A 15,241-nucleotide genomic window follows, 5' to 3' on the forward strand; every position below is an offset into this window, starting at 1 on the left:
CCATCCTTGGAAAAGTTCGGCGATGCGAGCGGATCCTTCCGCCGGCGTGGTCCGCCCATGTATATCCATCGAACCTCGGCCGGACCGCGCTTCAGCGGCATCAGGCCTATCGCTCGATAAAGGCAAACTCGCTGAACACCGCCTCGCGCACCAGCGGCTTGCCTAAAGCGCGGTTGACTTTCTCCAAAACGACTCGTTTGATCAAGCCCAACCCAGGATCGGTAAAGTCGGCCGACTCCATCCCGCGGATGGCGATCGTCACCTGCTCGTTCAAACGCTTGGAGTGGAGCCCGAAGCGTTCGCTGAACTCAGCTTCATCGGCAGCTAGCACGACGCCGAAGAGCTCGAAGTCGACGCTCATGCTGGCGCCGGTAGCGGGGTTGAAGGCGATGACGTGGTAGAGCCCCATGCTCTGCTCAACCGTTGGCTGGTGAGAGGCTTCGGCATGGTCGCTCGGGTCCGAATGAACGCTCTCTTCGGCGGCTTCGGCCGATTCTGCGGCAGCGCCGCGAGCGGCGGCGTTGAGCTGCACGCCGGCCTGGCGGGTGTCTTCAGCCGATGGCAGCAGGGCCGTCGCGGCGGCGACTTCGATCAGCACGATGACTGAAACGAACGCCAGCCCTTTGATCAGCGTCATCACCCCCGGCCCGCGTTTGACGGGGGCTTCGGCGGGAGCGGCGGCGGCGTGGTTCGAAGCGGACATAGCAGCGTTTCCTGGCGAATCGTCTGCGGCAAGCCGTACGTCGGCGCCGAGAAGTCGCGCAAGTGTAGCTCACAAAGTCCGCCTGGAGCGGCCGTACAACCGGCGCAGCCAGCACTTAGCCTCGGGCTCCGCCCGGGGGGCTACCTCTATTCCGGTACGCATCGTCGCGCGTAACGCTACCCTCGGGCGGAGCCCGTGGCTTTATTGCGCTTTACCAAGCCGCGAATCGTCTACCGTCGCAGAGCGAGCAGTTCGTCGAGCAGTTCCTGCACCGCGGTGATCACGCGAGCGCCGCCGCGGTACTGCGTCGACGCGAGGATCAGCTCGATCAGGTTCTGGCCGATGTCGGTGTTGGAAAGCTCAACGGCGCCGGTGCTGACGGCGCCCATGCCGCCGCCGCCTGGGTTGCCTTCGATCGGCAAGCCCGAGTTCACGCCGGCCGCGAACATATTGTCGCCGACTTGCTGCAGACCGCCGTTGTTGGCGAAGCGGGCCATCCGCAACTGGCCGAGGTCGCGCGAGCTACCGTTGCTGAACACGCCTTGGATACGGCCCGATTCAGTAATGATGAAGCTGGTAAGCGTACCGGAAGGGAAACCATCCTGCGACGCGGCGGCGAGTGAGTTTGTGTTCTCCGCGAGACCGGTCACCTGGTTGAAGTCGAGCTTGAACTCGAGCGGCGAGTTCGCGGGCGACTGGCCGCGACCGATCGCAATGCGGTCGTCGGTCGCCGAGACGAACTTACCGTTGCCGTCGGTGGTGATCACCCCAGTGCCGACTTCGATGTTGACGCCCGTCTCTTCGGCGTTCTGCGGTGATGTGGCGATCCAGCGGAAGCGAGCGCCCGTGGCGTCGATTGATTCGAGCACCGTTGTCACGCGAACGTTGAGCGGGGTGCCCAAGCTGTCGTAGACCACGAAGTCGGCCGTAGCGCCTTCGCCGTTGGCTTCTTGAATGGTCGCGAAGGGCATTTGCACGACTTCTGCGACGCCGCCGGCTGGCTTGAACTTGAACGCCGACAAGTCGATGCTCAGCGCGTTCTCGATGCCCATGTTCGAAGTGAACTGAAGGCGGCTATTGATGATTGTGCCGCCGTAGGCCACGGAGTCGGGGAAGGTCGCCTCGGGCGCCGTCTTCAGCACGCCCATCGACTCATCCATGAAAGTGAGCAAGTCTTGGACGGTCGTGTTGGCGGTGACGTTGAGCGTGCGTTCCGCAAGTTGTCGGCCGCCTTTGTCGCCGGAGAAGGTCAACTCGCCGATGCCGAACAGATTGTTGTAATCGGCGCCGTTCCGCGAGACGACGTCGACCAGCTTCATGCCGAAGTTGATCGTCGGACCATCCAGGTTGATCTCCGGGTTGCCAACGATGTCGGCGTCGGGAACTGAATCGATGAACGACTGGTTCTGGTTGATTTCCGCCACTTCGTAGAACTTGGTCGGGTTGTTGGCGACGTTGCGGTAGATCTTGATCTTGTCGTACTCGCCGCTGCCCGATGGTTGCGGGATATCGTCCAGCCGAATGCGCGGCTGCGTGATCGAGTCGGCCGTGATCGGACCGAAGCGGGCGGTCGGCCGGCTTTCGGCGCCGGTCGACGAGTTGACGAAGGTCACGTAGTAGCTGTAACTATTGTTGCCAAGGACGTCGTCCTGCAGCAGCGCCGCCGACGCATTGGCGACCGGCGTCATATTGTCGCTATAGGATGCCGCCGGGCCGCCGGGATTTGAGGCGAACTGGGTGACCAAGCGGTATTCGTTGTTCGTCGCTGGATTGTTGCGATAGATGCGAATCTGGGTGAAGTCGGGGTTGGAAGGCTGAGCAATCGCGCTCAGGTCGATCGAGCCGACGGCGCCGATTAACCCGATGTCGGCGAGATTCGATGCCGGACCTTCGTTGCCGGAACTATCGACGTAGGCAATGCGATATTGGTAAGTACCGGCCGGGATGTTGGCGCCTGGAGTCGACCCGAACACGAGTGCGTCGCTAGGCCGAGCGAGCGAGAGCGCTTCGGGAACGCCGGTCGGATGTTCGCGCGAGCCGTCGCTCAAGATGCCCGACTGAATCACCTCGGGAATCGTGCCAACGGTGCTATTCGGATTGAGGGCGCCCTTGAGCGTGACGTTTTCCGTCGCTTGAGCGACCGCCGCGGCGCCGAGTGGAATTTGAATGGGCGAAAGGCCCGTGGGTTGAATCGTGAAGTTCGCGTCGACGCTGTAGCCGAGGACGCGGTGGCCCGTGAGCGTGACGATCTCGTTTTTGCCGTTCGTTTTGAACTGGCCGTTGCGGGTGTAGAGTTGCTCGCCCTGCGAACCTTGCACGATGAAGAAACCATCGCCCTGAATGGCTAGGTCGAGCGGGTTCGAGCTGATCTCGATCGTCCCCGAGGTGAAATCGGGGGTGATTTCCGCCACCTTGGCGCCGAGGCCGATCTGGCGAGGATTTGTACCGCCGCGGCTGGTCGTCGGGGCGGAACCGATGCTTTGCGTCTGCAAGAACTGCGTCGCGAAATTGACCGACGATTCCTTGAAGCCGACCGTGTTCGCGTTGGCAACGTTGTTGCCGGCGACGTCGATCGTCGTTTCGGCGGCCGTCATGCCGGTCAATGCGGTCGCGAGTGCTGATTGAAGACCCATGATTCACTCTCCCCTAATGTGGACGTGCGTCCCGATATGCAGACTGAGTCGCGGTTGGCGTCGGTCGCTCGCAGGCGATGGGATGACGCGTCGGCGATGGAAATTCGATGGTTGGGTTGCTACTAACTTGGCGGACGAATCTCGCCGACGTTCTTCAAGCTGACGGTGAAACTGCGCTTCGGTTCCATCATCTGTGGCGTCCCCGAGAGGACGAGATTGGACAAATCGTCGGTCGCCAACGAATCGACGAACGTCGACACCTTGGGGTCGGTCAGCTGACCAACCAAGTTGAAGTCTTTGGCTCCCACCTCGCGGCGGAAAATTTGCTTCGTCGTCGTGGTCTCAGGGAGGTTGCTCAGCAATACCGAGCTTTGGTCTTCCTCGACCTTCAACTTTTTGCCGGCGGCAGCGGCGAGCGGATCGACGGCGAAGGTGCTTCCATTTTCCTGCCACACGACGCGATACTCGTATTCGCCGGCCTCGACGCCGCCTTCTGCGTCGGTGACCTTCGCTTTCGGATTGAGATCGAGATGCAGCTTGGGCTGCCCGTCGGCGACGCTGACGCGCTCCACAACGCCGGTGACGCGCTGCAGGTCGTCGGAGAGCGCGTCAATCTCGGCGCCGATCAAGCTCGTTGCGCTAGAGATATTCTGTCCCAAGAGCACGGAGTCGAGCGTCGTGGTCATTTTGTCGGTCGCAGCGACGGAACGCATCTGGCTGATCTGAGAAATCAGCTCCGAGTTATCCATCGGATTCATCGGATCTTGGTTCTGCAACTCCGCGATCATCATGTTCATGAAGTCCGACATGTCGAGGTCGTTGTAAGCATTTCCGACCTGCGCATTCTTCGCGTTGTTGCCGACGCTGCCGGTGCTGGGGATTGATGACATGGGACGACTCGTAGTTAGATGTGCGGTATAAGGGATTCTTTAGACGCGAACGTCCAGCCCGGCGGCCTTTGAGCTTGCCGTCGACGACGCGCGGGCCGCGACGGGCGCGGCCGACGTGCGATTGGCGTCGACGGAGCGGGGGCGATTTTGCTGCCTTTCGCCCGACTGATCAGCGGTCCGATCGTCGGTCTGGTTGCTGCCGGCGTTGCCGCCTTCTTGGCGGACGTCGACGTCGAACTTCTCGATGCGGATGTCTTGCTGCGCCAGGCGGTCGCGGAGCGCAGGCAGGCTGTCGAGCAAGATGTTTCGAGCGGCCGGCGTTTCGGCCTCAAGCTTCGCTGACAGCACGCCATTCTGCATGGCGAGTTCGATTTTCACCGACCCGAGTTCTGGCGGGCTGAGCCGCACCTGAATCTTGCCGTCGCGCTGGTGCGCGGCTTTCATGGCCCCTTCGACCCGCTGCACGAAGCGAGCGCGGTCGACGGTCGGCATGCTGTTGGAATCGTTCGACTCGTTGGCCGCCTTGAGCGATCGGCTGCCCAGCAAGCGATCGATCGCCTTGGTGGTCCGCGACGCTGAGTCGGCGCCAGCCGCCGCGACGTCGGGCGTCGGGGCAGGGGCGTTTGCCGCGTCATTCGCGGCTGCCTCGCTGTCACTGGCGGCATTGGCGCCGGCGTTCGCTGCCGCTGCCGTCTCCTCGGCGACCGCCTCGACCTTCGCCTCCGCAGCGACGCTCTGGTCGGTCGACTCGGCCTCTTCTTCGGAAGCGTCGTCGTCGGAACGATCTTCCTGCGGCGACTCGGCTTGTTCCACAGCAGCAAGCTTCTCGCCGCCTGCCTGTTCCGTGGTCGTGACGGGTGCTGTAGCTTCGTCGACTGGGGCGACCGGCTGTTCAGCGTTCTCCACGCCAGCAGGTCTTACTTCCGCAGTCGCGATGACTGGGGCAGTGGAAGCTTCCTGTTGAGACGGTTCCGTCTGCGTGCTGTCGAGGTTCGCGAAATCGATCTCGGCTGAGGCGGCTTGCTCGCCAGCCTCGGCGTCGCCTTCCCCACCTGCGGAGTCGCCAGTCTCTTCCGTCGCTGGCGCCGGGGGAGCTGCGACCGCGACGACTTGTTCGACTTTTTCGCCTTCGACGGTAATCGGCGCGGTTACCGTTTCAGCGGCGGGCGCCTCTTGCAGCGCGAGCATCGCAGCGGCGGCCTCGGCGGAAATATCGGCCGCATCCTCGCCGTCGGTCGTTTCTTCGACGGCGACCTCGGCGGCCTCGGTGGCGTCGCTGGTCGGTTGGCTGCTAGCGGCGGCGTGATCAGCCGGTTGTTTGGAATCTCGTTTCTCGCCCGTTGTCGGCGACTTCTCAGCAGGCTTCCGCTCCGCCGGCGCCGGGGTTGCCGGCTTTTGAGGCGCTTCTGCCTTGTCTTTGTACGCATGCTCGAGCGCCGGCTGGAAAGCGCTGCCGTTTTCGGTGCGAGGCGCCGCATCGGCACCGCGCTTGGGCGCGGCTTTCGGCATGATGGCGTCGATTGGCGAAAATGGCATCCGTGCGTCTCCCGCGTCCGCGTCTGGCTAGTTTTGTTGAGCCTTCAACTGCTCAAGCGCCTGCAACTGGGCATCAATGAACGGCTTGGCCGGTTCGCCAGCGAGCATCTTCCGCTGAATCCGGTACAGCATCTCCAGGTCTTCTTCCGAGTCGAACGTCCGCAAGATCGCTTCCTGGTCTCGCGGCTTCATACTTCCCAGCAGCATGATCACGTCGTCGACGCGCTCGTCTTGGATGTACTTGATTAAGATCGGCTTCGCTTGCTTCTTCGGGATGAGTGATTCCAGTTGTTTTCGCACTTTTTGCATCTCTTCGCTGAGCAGTAAATTGCCCTGCTGGACGAGATACTCTTCCACTTCCGCACGTAGTCGCGAGAACTGCTCCGTTGCCGCATTGAGTCGCTTCAATTGATAGTCAAAATCGACGAGCGAGTCCGACAGTTGCTTCTCTTTCACGTCGAACTGCAGCGAGATCGTTTGATACTGTTTGCGCTGCTGTTCGTACGACGGCTCTTCCGGCGGCGTCCCGGGCTCTTGCGCGACTTCGCTTTCCTTCTCGATCTCTTCGAGATCGACGTCTTGGAGTATCGCAGTGATCCGGAAGATCTTCTCGTCGTCTAGTTTTCCGCTTTTCAGCAGATAGCCGTAGGCGATCGCCCCCGAGATGACGGTGGCAACGCAGAAGTAGCCGATTAGCGGGAACAGGATGCGAATGAGAGCTCCCATCAGTCATTCGCCTCCCAACGGACCGACGCCACTTCGTCGAGTTGTTTTGTTTCGGCCAGGCTCGCCGCGGCGCGGTGATTGGCTCGTTGGCGTTCTTCGAGCTTGTCGAGCACGCGGACTTCGCGGTCGGCTTCGACGAGCGCGACGCGGCGTCGTTCGACTTCTTCCGCTAGCTTGGCCGCTTGCTCTGCCAGGACTTTGGACTGCGCTTCGAGCGCCAGCTGATAGCGCTGCGTCGTGAGGAGCCAGGTGACGTCGACCGCGCCTTCACGCATCGCGTTGCGTTGGCTCTCCAAATGGTGGGCCGCCTCGGCCGCGAGTTCGTCACGCTGCTGCTGCAGGATTCGTTCAGCCTCGAAAGCGGTCGCGAGACGCCCGCGCTGCTCGTCGCGATGAATCTCGCGGAGGCGGCGAAGCGTCTTGAGTCGGAACTTGAATCTGGCCATGCTTGTCGCACTGCTCCCCTCCCTACTAGGAAGGGGCTAACGGCGTGGTTGCTCTTTCTACTTACTCACTTACTCACCTAAACACTCACTCACTTTTTAATGACCGGCCCTTGCTGTCGCGGCGGTTGCATCGGCGGCATTTGCTGTTGCATGCCCATCGCAGGCGTCGGGGCGTTCATGCGGGCGAGGCACTTCGCGGCGAGCGCGATCAAGTCTTGCCGCACCTGGGCGATCTCGACTTTCTCTTCCACTTGCTGCTTCAGGAGGCGATGGATCTCCTCGCGCATCTCGACCGCGGCGTCGAGCGTCTTGTTGGCGCCCTTGCGGTAGGCGCCGATCGTGATCAGATCCTCGTTCTCGGAGTAGGCCGCCAAGAGTTCGCGGATGATTTGCCGCGCCTTTTTCTCGTCGGGCGTCGAAAGTTCGTTGGCCAACCGGCTGATGCTGCGGAGGACGTCGATCGCCGGATAGTGACCCTTCTCGGCGATGCGACGCGACAGCCAGACGTGGCCGTCGAGCAGCCCGCGGACGCAGTCGGCAATCGGCTCGTTTTCGTCATCGCCCTCGACGAGCACCGAGTAGAAAGCGGTGATGCTCCCTTTCTCGGTGCGGCCGGCGCGTTCCACGAGTCGCGGCAGCAGCGCGAACGTCGATGGCGGAAAGCCGCGGGTCGTCGGCGGTTCGCCGGCCGCGAGGCCGATCTCGCGTTGCGCGAGGGCGAAGCGGGTCAGTGAATCCATGACGAGCAGCACGTTCTTGCCGGCGTCACGGAAGTATTCGGCGATGGTCGTCGCGGTGTAGGCGGCTTGCACCCGCAACAGGGCCGGCTCGTTACTCGTCGCGACGACGACGACGCTGCGAGCGAGACCGGTTGGGCCGAGTTCGCGGTGAATGAATTCGTTGACTTCGCGGCCGCGCTCGCCGATGAGGGCGATCACGGTGACGTCGGCCTCGGTATAGCGGGCCATCATTCCCATGACGACGCTTTTGCCGACGCCTGAACCGGCGAAGATGCCCAAGCGTTGCCCGCGGCCGCACATTAGCATGCTGTCGATGCAGCGGACGCCGGTGCCAAGCGGTAGGTCGATGCGGGGGCGCTCGGTGGCGGTGACGCCGTCGTTTTGGATGCGGAAGCGGTCGCGAACCATCGGCTGCGGGCGGTTGTCGATGCAGCGGCCACGCGCGTCGACGACGCGGCCGAGCAGCGCGGGACCAACTTTGAGCATCCGCGCCGTGCGGATGAGCCGGACTGGACTGCCGCGGCGAACGCCGTCGAGATCGGCGAGCGGCATCACCAGCGTGCGATGATCGCGGAAGCCGATCACTTCGGCTTCGACTTCGCCGCCCCCTTGGCGGGCAATGCCGACCACTGCTCCGACCGGCGCGGGCATGCCGGCGACGGCGACCGTGAGGCCGGTCGTCTGCACGACGCTGCCGGTGATCCCGGCGGTCATCGCTTGTTCAAGTTGGGGGGCGTACGTCGACATGAAATCCTGCGTGAATGTTGCGAGGTGCGAACTACGCGAGTTCTTCCTTGATGCGGGCGAGCTGCGTTTCGATTTGCTGATCGATGACGCCGAACTCGGTCACGAGTCGGCAACCGCCGGGAGCGATCGCGGGACTGGCCGTGACAGTGACGTTGGCAAGCGGCGCGAACACAGCCGCAATCTGCTGGACTTGTTTCTTGAGTGTCGATTGGTCGGCGGGCGAGAGCTGAATCGACATGTCGCCCGTGCCGGCGGCGAGTTGCAACGACTCGCGAACCCACTCCAGCGTGATCTCTGGCCGGCGCGACAATTCGCCGCGGATGATCCGCTCGGCCATCGCGGCGGCGAGTTCGATCGCCGTTCGTTCCCAGTGCCGCAGCCACTCTTGCTTGGCGTCTTCGACCTGCTTCGCCGCGGCCTGCAGGGCAGGGGTGAGCGACCGCATTTGCTGGGCGACCTTTTCGTCGAGGATCCGTTCGATCGCCGCTTCCGCCGCTTGCTTGCCGGCGGCTTCGGCTTGTTGCTTAACGGCGGCCGCTTCTTGGCGAGCTTGCTCGACGATCTTCACCGCCTCGGTGCGGATTTGCGCGAGGTACTGGTCGGCCTGCGCCGTCATATCAGTCAGATCGTACGCAGCACTGCGCAGCGTCGGGCCCGACGCGTTCTGACCGCCATGTGTTTTGATGATCGTGGCCATTCGATTCCGTTACTCGCTTAAGCTGCGACCTTGTGAGCCGTTTGCGCGGCGAGGTGAAGCAATTCGTGTTGAGCGGCCCGCAGTTCGATCAATCGCGTGGGGCCAATCGAGCGGACGGCCATCCGTAGCCGAGCGGCCGCGGCTCGCGGCAACTTGGCCGCAACGCGGCGGAGGAACTTTTCGCTGGAGCAAGCGAGAGCCAGTTGTACGGTCCGTTCGTCGGCAGCTTGCAAGGCCCGCAGCAAGGCTGCGTCGTTCAGGCGCTCCAAGTCGCGGGAGCGATCTTCGAGAAGCGCGGGGTCGAACGCGACTTCAGCTTCTTCGCCGTACTCGGGGCCGTCGGTCCAAGCTTCGAAGCCGCCTTCGTCGTCGAGCATTTCGTCTTGCGCGGCGACCAGCTCACGAGCTTGCTGAATCGCGAGTTCGAGTTCACGCGTCTGTTGATCGCTCAGCACGGGCGTCGCACCGTTCGCGGCTGGCGTCGTGTGACCTGCGATATTTAGCGTCGAATTGCTCGGCGAGATTCTCGCGAGCAGCGAATCACGCTGCCCCGGCGCCGTCTTCGCGACGATGCGGCGGGCCATCTCGGCGCCGGCGGCTGCTCGGTCGCGGCGTTGCCTTTGCAGTTCGATCCGTTGCTGCAGTTCTGATTCGAGCTCGGTAACAGCCGACTCGTCAGTAACCTGCAAATTGGCGAGGCGTTCGAAGACCTCGCCTTGCAGCGCCGGCAGCAATTGTGCGAAGACGGCGGCGGCGCGGTCGTGTGCCATTCGCGACAGGGCGACGGCGATGGTTTGTGGATGCTCGGCGTTGAGCAATTCGGCGACTAGCGATGCCTCCGCCGCTGCGGCCGCTTCTTCAGCCGGCGTCGGCAGTTGCGCGGCAGGCGCCGCGGGTTCGACGTTCATCGCCGTTTGCGGCGCGGAGTAAGTGAATTCCACGCCGCTGCTCGCTTCGGCTTCACGCCGACCGGCGCGACGGAACTCGGCTAACACGTCCCGCTGCTCTTCAGGATCGATTTCGCCCAGGCGATCGTACTCGGCCAGAATCTTCGTCGCTTCCGACGACGGTAGGCTGTCGAGCATCTGCTCGGCCAATGACTCGTCGATGCTGGCGACCAGGATCGCGGCGCGGCGGATTCGTTCGTTTTGGTCGTAGTTCATAGCGTTCATGCGGCGTTACGTTGAGCAGCTGGAAGCCGCTGCGCGAGCGAGACCAAAATCAACCAGCGTTTCCAATCCACGTCCGCAGGATCGCCGCGGCGCCATCGGGATCTTCCTTCACGAGCTCCGAAAGATCTTCCTTCAGCGACGGGCCGCGCTTCAGTCGTAGCTTCGGACGACCCGCTTCCGTCTCGCCTCCCTTGCCGCTCGCCTTCGCCGCTTCGTTCTTCTTCGGAAGGATGTCGGGAAGCGAGAAGTCGACGCCCTTGTCGTTCGTGGGGATCGACTTGATCATCGAACGGAGCATCAACAGGCTCATCACCGCCATGCCGGCGATGATCAGCGAACTGGTGTTTTGCTGGGCCCAGACAACGCTCTCGCTGGCGACCGACGGCTCAGGGGTCGGCGCCGGGGTGAGCGATTGGAAGATCGTGACTTCCACCTTCGAGAGTTGATCTTCGGCGATTTCTTTGGGGAACAGCTGCCCGACCGCCGCCTTGATCTTCGTCTTCACCTGATCTTCGATGTTCTGCAGCATCGCGGTGTCGGGGCGATCTTCCGGCTTCGCATCGGGCGTCGTTTCCCGCCAGACGCGGATCAGGTATTCGCTCGGCACGGCGATGGCCGCGCGGACGTGCTTCGGTAAGAGCCCGCTTTGCTTGCGGACTTCTTCAACATGCGGCACGAAGTTGTCGGTTTGCGTCCGTTCGCTGGTTTGCGTGTTTTCGTTGCGGGCGACGGCGGCGTCGACGTTCGTGCGGCCCGGACCTTGGGCCCGCAGGCCGACGGCGCCACGATCTTCCGTTTGGCGATTGACGCTTTCTTCGGTGTCTTTGCTTTCGCGAATCGGGGCGAGTTCGCCGTCGGGGCGAATGCTGCGCGATTCGGCGCTGAGCGTGTCGTCTAGCTCCGCGGTCACCTGCACTTGGACGTTGGGGCGAATGTTGCTGAGGAGTTGCTCGATCCGCGCCCGAGTCTGCTGTTCGTAGAGGGTCTTCGTGCGGAAATAAGGGTCGTCGTAAGCGTCGGCAATCACTTCGCCGCCGTTGCCGCCGAACTGGCCGCCGTTGCTGCGATCGACGACCATCACCTTGTCGGAGGTGAGTCCCGCAATCGAACGGGCGACCGCTTCGCGAATCAGCCGCATCCTTTGCGGATCTAAAACCGCGCCGGGCGAAGGCATCACGCTAACCGTGGCGGTGATTTCTTCCTTGCCGAAGGCCCGCGGTTCGCGGATGTCGTAGAGCACCTTAGCGTCTTCGACACCTTCCATCTCGCTGATCATCATCGAGAGCTGCCGTTCACGAGCCGCCTTCCAGCGTTGATCACGCATCTTGCCGCTTTCGAAGATGCCGGTTTCGAGCGAATCTTCCAGCAGCATGTGGAAGTTGGCGGGCAGGGCGCCGGCATTGGCGATGGCCGCGAGGTACACCGCCTTCTTGCCGCGTGGAACCATCACGCGACCTTGCACGAGCGGTAGCATTTCGAGACCGGCCTGGCCGAGGGCGGTTTCGATGCGTTGCGTTTCGTGCGGCTGCAGCAGAGCGCCACCGAACAACGGCTCCTCGGACGCGTTCTGGTAGCCCTGAAAGAGGTACCCCAGGCTGCAGATGATCACGCCCAGCAACAACGCCGAGGTGACCCGCGCCGCGGGGGTCATCGACGCGAAGAGTTCGCGGATCTGGGCGAAAGTTTGGTTTAGAAATCCCATCCCTGGTCCTCAAGCGACTTGCCGGCGCGTCCTGCGACGGTATTCAGTCACTTCGAGGTATTCCGAGAAGTCCGGATGGCGTGCCGGACTCCTCGGAGTACCTCAGAGTGACAGTAGTCATGTGCGCTAAATCCGAATGTCTTTCACTTCTTGGTAAACCTGCATCATCTTGTTCCGCATTTGCATCATCATGCGGAACGCGAGGTCGGCCTTTTGCACCGCCGTGAGCACCGCGGCCGGATCGGCGTCGCCGCCGGTCATCAGCGTCTCGACCGCCTTATCAGCATCCATCTGCATCGAGTTGACGTCGTCGATCGACTTCAGCAGCGCCGACTTAAACGACCCGTTGGCCTCGCCTGCGGTCGGCGAATTCATCGACGGCGACAGCAGCGGCGTGAACGATTGCGTGGTGCTTTGGATGCTTGTCATGGGACTTACTCGCTGAAGGCAGGCTTCGCTTCAGGTTTTCTTAAATCGCTTTAGGCCACAATTTGCAGCGAACGGTTGGTCAGGTCTTTGGTGATTTCGAGCACGCCGATGTTGGCTTCGTAGGCGCGGGTCGCTTCGAGGGCGTCGACGAACTCGGTGGTCATGTCGACGTTCGGGTAAGCAACGTAGCCGTCGGCGTTCGCATCGGGGTGGCCTGGTTCGTACTTCATCAGCGGCGCTTCGTTCGAGTACTCGACCGAGCCGACCTTCACCCCCATGCCGCCGCCGTTCGTGCGAAGGTCTGCGTCCGCCTGGAAGGTGACGTAGCGAGGCGTGTAGGCCTCAGGTTGCCCTGCTTCGTTGCGCGTCGTCGAAATGTTTGCAATGTTCGAGGAGATGGCATTCAGCCGCGTCCGCTGCGCCACCAACCCGCTCGTGCTCACGTCGAAGATTGGAAACATGGGAGGACTCCTCGGAAAGTGTCGCTAAGTAACGTTTGGTGATCGGGGATCTGTGATCCGTGATCGGGAATACTGATGCGGTGATTTTTTCCCGATCACCGATCACCAGTCACCGATTACTGCTCCGCCTACGCTCGTTCGGTAATGGCCGATCTCAACAACCGGAATTGGGCGTTCATCAAGCTGAGCGCCATGTTGTGGACTTGTTGGTTTTTCGTGATCTCGCTGATCTGCTCTTCCATGCTCGAGTTGTTGTCGTCGTGTCGCAGCATGCCGTGGAAGTCGTCGCTGATTGCTGACATTTCACGCTCATGTCGCGTGGGGGAGTTTGCCGAAGAGGTAGACATAACCGGCGGCGACGCCGGAGTGTACGGATACGGCGCTGGCGCCGCGGGCCGTCTCCGCTCGTCAATCGCTTCTTGCAAACGACCTTGAAACGCCTCCGATGACAGATCTCGCGTCCGGTAGCCGGGGGTATCGAGGTTGGCAATGTTGCCCGCCAAGACGCCGTGCCGCGCTTCGGTGAAGTTGACGACCTGCTCGAGCAGGGGCAACGTCGACGCGTCGAACATCGAAGACATCATGGCGGATCAACCTTTCCGTTAGCGCGAATCCGTGCGCTGTTGCCGACCAGGGCAAGCGACGTGCCGTTGGCAAGCTGGGCGATTGCCGCAACCTCATCGCTGCTCGCGCAGTCGACTCTGATCGCATGAAAACGCCGTGCTCGACCGAAACGTCGGTGCGCACGCTTTCGCGAGAGACTGATTACGCAGTCTTGAGAGATTGATCAACGGCAATATTGGCCGAACCGATCGGCGGAAACTGCCGATGGCTCGCCAGTCCCCCGGTTTCGCCAAATTCGCGCGTCCGCGGGGCGAAACCGTACGAGCGGAGTTTACCGCTCAGCGTGCGGACGCCGATGCCGAGGGCGGCGGCCGTTTGGCCCCGATTGCCGCCGAATCGCTGGAGAGTGGCGACGATCATCGCCCGCTCCATGTCGTCGAGATTTCCTGCTGCTGGCGCGGGTTCAGGAAACGACGAGGATGTAGTCGCCGAGGCGCCGCTCGCCACAGCATGATGCCGAATGCCTTCGGGCTGCTGCAGCCAGGGGCGAATATCGCACGCCGCGATTGGCACCCCGCCGCTTAACACGCAGGCCCGCGTGATGATGTTCTCCAGCTCCCGCACGTTGCCGGGCCAGTGGTACGCGGCCAGCAAGTTGCGGCAATCTTCCGTCAGTTCCAACCGCGGGCGGCCGAGCCGCTTCGCAGCGCGATCAAGGAAATGATCGGCCAGCAGTTGCACGTCGTCGCCGCGACTCCGCAGTGGCGGCAGCTCAAGCGGCACCACCGCGAGGCGATAGTAAAGGTCTTCGCGGAAGCGGCCGCCGGCGATCTCCGCCATTAGGTCGCGATTCGTGCTGGCGATCACCCGCACATCGGCTTGCCGCGTTTCGCTGGCGCCAACGAGTTCGAACGTCCGCTCCTGCAAGACGCGGAGGAGCTTCGCCTGCAGCGGCATGTCGATTTCGGTGATTTCGTCGAGGAGGATCGCGCCCCCTTTGGCGAGTTCGAACCGGCCGACGCGGTCGACGTCGGCCCCGGTAAACGCGCCGCGACGGTGGCCGAAGAGTTCGCTCTCCGCGAGTTGCGGAGACAAGCTGGGGCAATTCAAGCTCACGAGCGGCCCCGCAGCACGACGGCTGACGGAGTGGACCGCGCGGGCTACCAATTCCTTGCCGGTGCCGCTCTCACCGCAGATGAGGACTGTTTCGTCGGTCGGGCCGACCTGGCGGATCCGCTCCCGCAGCAGCCGCATCGCGGGGCTGTCGCCGATCATGCCCATCGCTTCGAGCGAGTCGCCGCCCGCTGCACGCGGCGTCGCGACTCTCGTCGGGACCGCGAGCGTCATATCATTTGCCGGCTCTGCCGAAATATCGTCGCCGCAGAGTCGACGGCGATCCATGGCCCGCGCGACCAACTCTTCCAAGCGGGTGACGTCGAATGGCTTTTCCAGATAGTCGAACGCACCGAACCGCATCGCTTCGACCGCCGACGCGATCGTCGCGTGGGCGGTGATCATGATCACTTGCGTTGGCAGCCGCCGCAGCGACATTTGCCGAATAAATTCGAGCCCATCCATCGCCGGCATTTGCAGGTCGGTGACGACGACGTCAAACGCCGCTCGCTCCAGCAGCGGCAGCGCTTCGACGGCGCTTGCCAGTCCGCTCACCTCGTAGCCGGCTTGGCGCAGCACGTCGATCACCGATTCCCGCACAGCGGCGTGGTCGTCAACGACCAACACCCGCCCGCGCGACTCCGGTTCGCCCTTCGCCGATGAATCTGGCTTCGTTCGCATG

At 62.7% G+C, this 15,241-nt stretch carries 14 protein-coding genes; all 14 read right to left on the minus strand.

Features of this window, described 5'->3' with window-relative positions; translation table 11 throughout:
* Positions 1-106 precede the first annotated feature (106 nt).
* The 14 genes from ACQY7R_RS08900 to ACQY7R_RS08965 all read right to left on the minus strand — a co-directional run bounded on the left by ACQY7R_RS08900 (position 107) and on the right by ACQY7R_RS08965 (position 15,240).
* Complete coding sequence (locus ACQY7R_RS08900; protein ID WP_428305254.1) at positions 107-703, minus strand: hypothetical protein; 597 nt, start codon at positions 701-703, stop codon at positions 107-109.
* Positions 704-933: 230 nt separating this feature from the next.
* Complete coding sequence (locus ACQY7R_RS08905; protein ID WP_428305255.1) at positions 934-3,336, minus strand: flagellar hook-basal body complex protein; 2,403 nt, start codon at positions 3,334-3,336, stop codon at positions 934-936.
* A gap of 122 nt (positions 3,337-3,458) precedes the next feature.
* Positions 3,459-4,226, minus strand: coding sequence for a flagellar hook assembly protein FlgD (locus tag ACQY7R_RS08910; RefSeq protein WP_428305256.1), 768 nt, complete (start codon positions 4,224-4,226; stop codon positions 3,459-3,461).
* A 39-nt stretch (positions 4,227-4,265) separates the two neighbouring features.
* Complete coding sequence (locus ACQY7R_RS08915; protein ID WP_428305257.1) at positions 4,266-5,762, minus strand: flagellar hook-length control protein FliK; 1,497 nt, start codon at positions 5,760-5,762, stop codon at positions 4,266-4,268.
* Between the two features lie 27 nt (positions 5,763-5,789).
* Positions 5,790-6,488 (minus strand): hypothetical protein, encoded by a 699-nt coding sequence (locus ACQY7R_RS08920; protein WP_428305258.1) that lies wholly within the window; start codon positions 6,486-6,488, stop codon positions 5,790-5,792.
* On the minus strand, positions 6,488-6,934 hold the full coding sequence (gene fliJ / locus ACQY7R_RS08925; RefSeq protein WP_428305259.1) for a flagellar export protein FliJ: 447 nt from the start codon (positions 6,932-6,934) through the stop codon (positions 6,488-6,490). The genes ACQY7R_RS08920 and fliJ overlap by 1 nt, the downstream gene beginning before the upstream one ends.
* Positions 6,935-7,023: 89 nt before the next feature.
* Positions 7,024-8,421 (minus strand): FliI/YscN family ATPase, encoded by a 1,398-nt coding sequence (locus ACQY7R_RS08930; RefSeq protein ID WP_428305260.1) that lies wholly within the window; start codon positions 8,419-8,421, stop codon positions 7,024-7,026.
* A 31-nt stretch (positions 8,422-8,452) separates the two neighbouring features.
* Positions 8,453-9,118, minus strand: coding sequence for a FliH/SctL family protein (locus ACQY7R_RS08935; protein WP_428305261.1), 666 nt, complete (start codon positions 9,116-9,118; stop codon positions 8,453-8,455).
* 17 nt (positions 9,119-9,135) lie between these two features.
* Positions 9,136-10,281: a FliG C-terminal domain-containing protein gene (locus ACQY7R_RS08940; RefSeq protein WP_428305262.1), complete on the minus strand. Its 1,146-nt coding sequence runs from the start codon at positions 10,279-10,281 to the stop codon at positions 9,136-9,138.
* A gap of 58 nt (positions 10,282-10,339) precedes the next feature.
* Positions 10,340-11,992, minus strand: coding sequence for a hypothetical protein (locus ACQY7R_RS08945; RefSeq protein WP_428305263.1), 1,653 nt, complete (start codon positions 11,990-11,992; stop codon positions 10,340-10,342).
* Between the two features lie 126 nt (positions 11,993-12,118).
* Complete coding sequence (gene fliE / locus ACQY7R_RS08950; protein WP_152099671.1) at positions 12,119-12,421, minus strand: flagellar hook-basal body complex protein FliE; 303 nt, start codon at positions 12,419-12,421, stop codon at positions 12,119-12,121.
* 50 nt (positions 12,422-12,471) lie between these two features.
* Entirely contained in the window at positions 12,472-12,882 is a 411-nt protein-coding gene (flgC, locus tag ACQY7R_RS08955) for a flagellar basal body rod protein FlgC (RefSeq protein WP_428305264.1), read from the minus strand.
* 128 nt (positions 12,883-13,010) lie between these two features.
* Positions 13,011-13,466 carry a flagellar basal body rod protein FlgB gene (locus tag ACQY7R_RS08960; RefSeq protein ID WP_152099673.1) on the minus strand — a complete coding sequence of 152 codons (456 nt, stop codon included), beginning with the start codon at positions 13,464-13,466 and terminating at the stop codon, positions 13,011-13,013.
* Between the two features lie 181 nt (positions 13,467-13,647).
* The gene (locus ACQY7R_RS08965; RefSeq protein ID WP_428305265.1) at positions 13,648-15,240 is read right to left on the minus strand and encodes a sigma-54-dependent transcriptional regulator; all 1,593 of its coding nucleotides are present in this window, start codon (positions 15,238-15,240) and stop codon (positions 13,648-13,650) included.
* Between the last annotated feature and the right edge of the window lies 1 nt (position 15,241).

This window comes from Lacipirellula sp., assembly GCF_965279485.1.
Lineage (GTDB): Bacteria > Planctomycetota > Planctomycetia > Pirellulales > Lacipirellulaceae > Lacipirellula.

Coding starts and splice junctions, on each gene's coding strand:
- ACQY7R_RS08900 (WP_428305254.1), bottom strand. CDS start 703: ATGTCCGCTTCGAACCACGCCGCCGCCGCTCCCGCCGAAGCCCCCGTC.
- ACQY7R_RS08905 (WP_428305255.1), bottom strand. CDS start 3,336: ATGGGTCTTCAATCAGCACTCGCGACCGCATTGACCGGCATGACGGCC.
- ACQY7R_RS08910 (WP_428305256.1), bottom strand. CDS start 4,226: ATGTCATCAATCCCCAGCACCGGCAGCGTCGGCAACAACGCGAAGAAT.
- ACQY7R_RS08915 (WP_428305257.1), bottom strand. CDS start 5,762: ATGCCATTTTCGCCAATCGACGCCATCATGCCGAAAGCCGCGCCCAAG.
- ACQY7R_RS08920 (WP_428305258.1), bottom strand. CDS start 6,488: ATGGGAGCTCTCATTCGCATCCTGTTCCCGCTAATCGGCTACTTCTGC.
- fliJ (WP_428305259.1), bottom strand. CDS start 6,934: ATGGCCAGATTCAAGTTCCGACTCAAGACGCTTCGCCGCCTCCGCGAG.
- ACQY7R_RS08930 (WP_428305260.1), bottom strand. CDS start 8,421: ATGTCGACGTACGCCCCCCAACTTGAACAAGCGATGACCGCCGGGATC.
- ACQY7R_RS08935 (WP_428305261.1), bottom strand. CDS start 9,118: ATGGCCACGATCATCAAAACACATGGCGGTCAGAACGCGTCGGGCCCG.
- ACQY7R_RS08940 (WP_428305262.1), bottom strand. CDS start 10,281: ATGAACTACGACCAAAACGAACGAATCCGCCGCGCCGCGATCCTGGTC.
- ACQY7R_RS08945 (WP_428305263.1), bottom strand. CDS start 11,992: ATGGGATTTCTAAACCAAACTTTCGCCCAGATCCGCGAACTCTTCGCG.
- fliE (WP_152099671.1), bottom strand. CDS start 12,421: ATGACAAGCATCCAAAGCACCACGCAATCGTTCACGCCGCTGCTGTCG.
- flgC (WP_428305264.1), bottom strand. CDS start 12,882: ATGTTTCCAATCTTCGACGTGAGCACGAGCGGGTTGGTGGCGCAGCGG.
- ACQY7R_RS08960 (WP_152099673.1), bottom strand. CDS start 13,466: ATGATGTCTTCGATGTTCGACGCGTCGACGTTGCCCCTGCTCGAGCAG.
- ACQY7R_RS08965 (WP_428305265.1), bottom strand. CDS start 15,240: ATGCGAACGAAGCCAGATTCATCGGCGAAGGGCGAACCGGAGTCGCGC.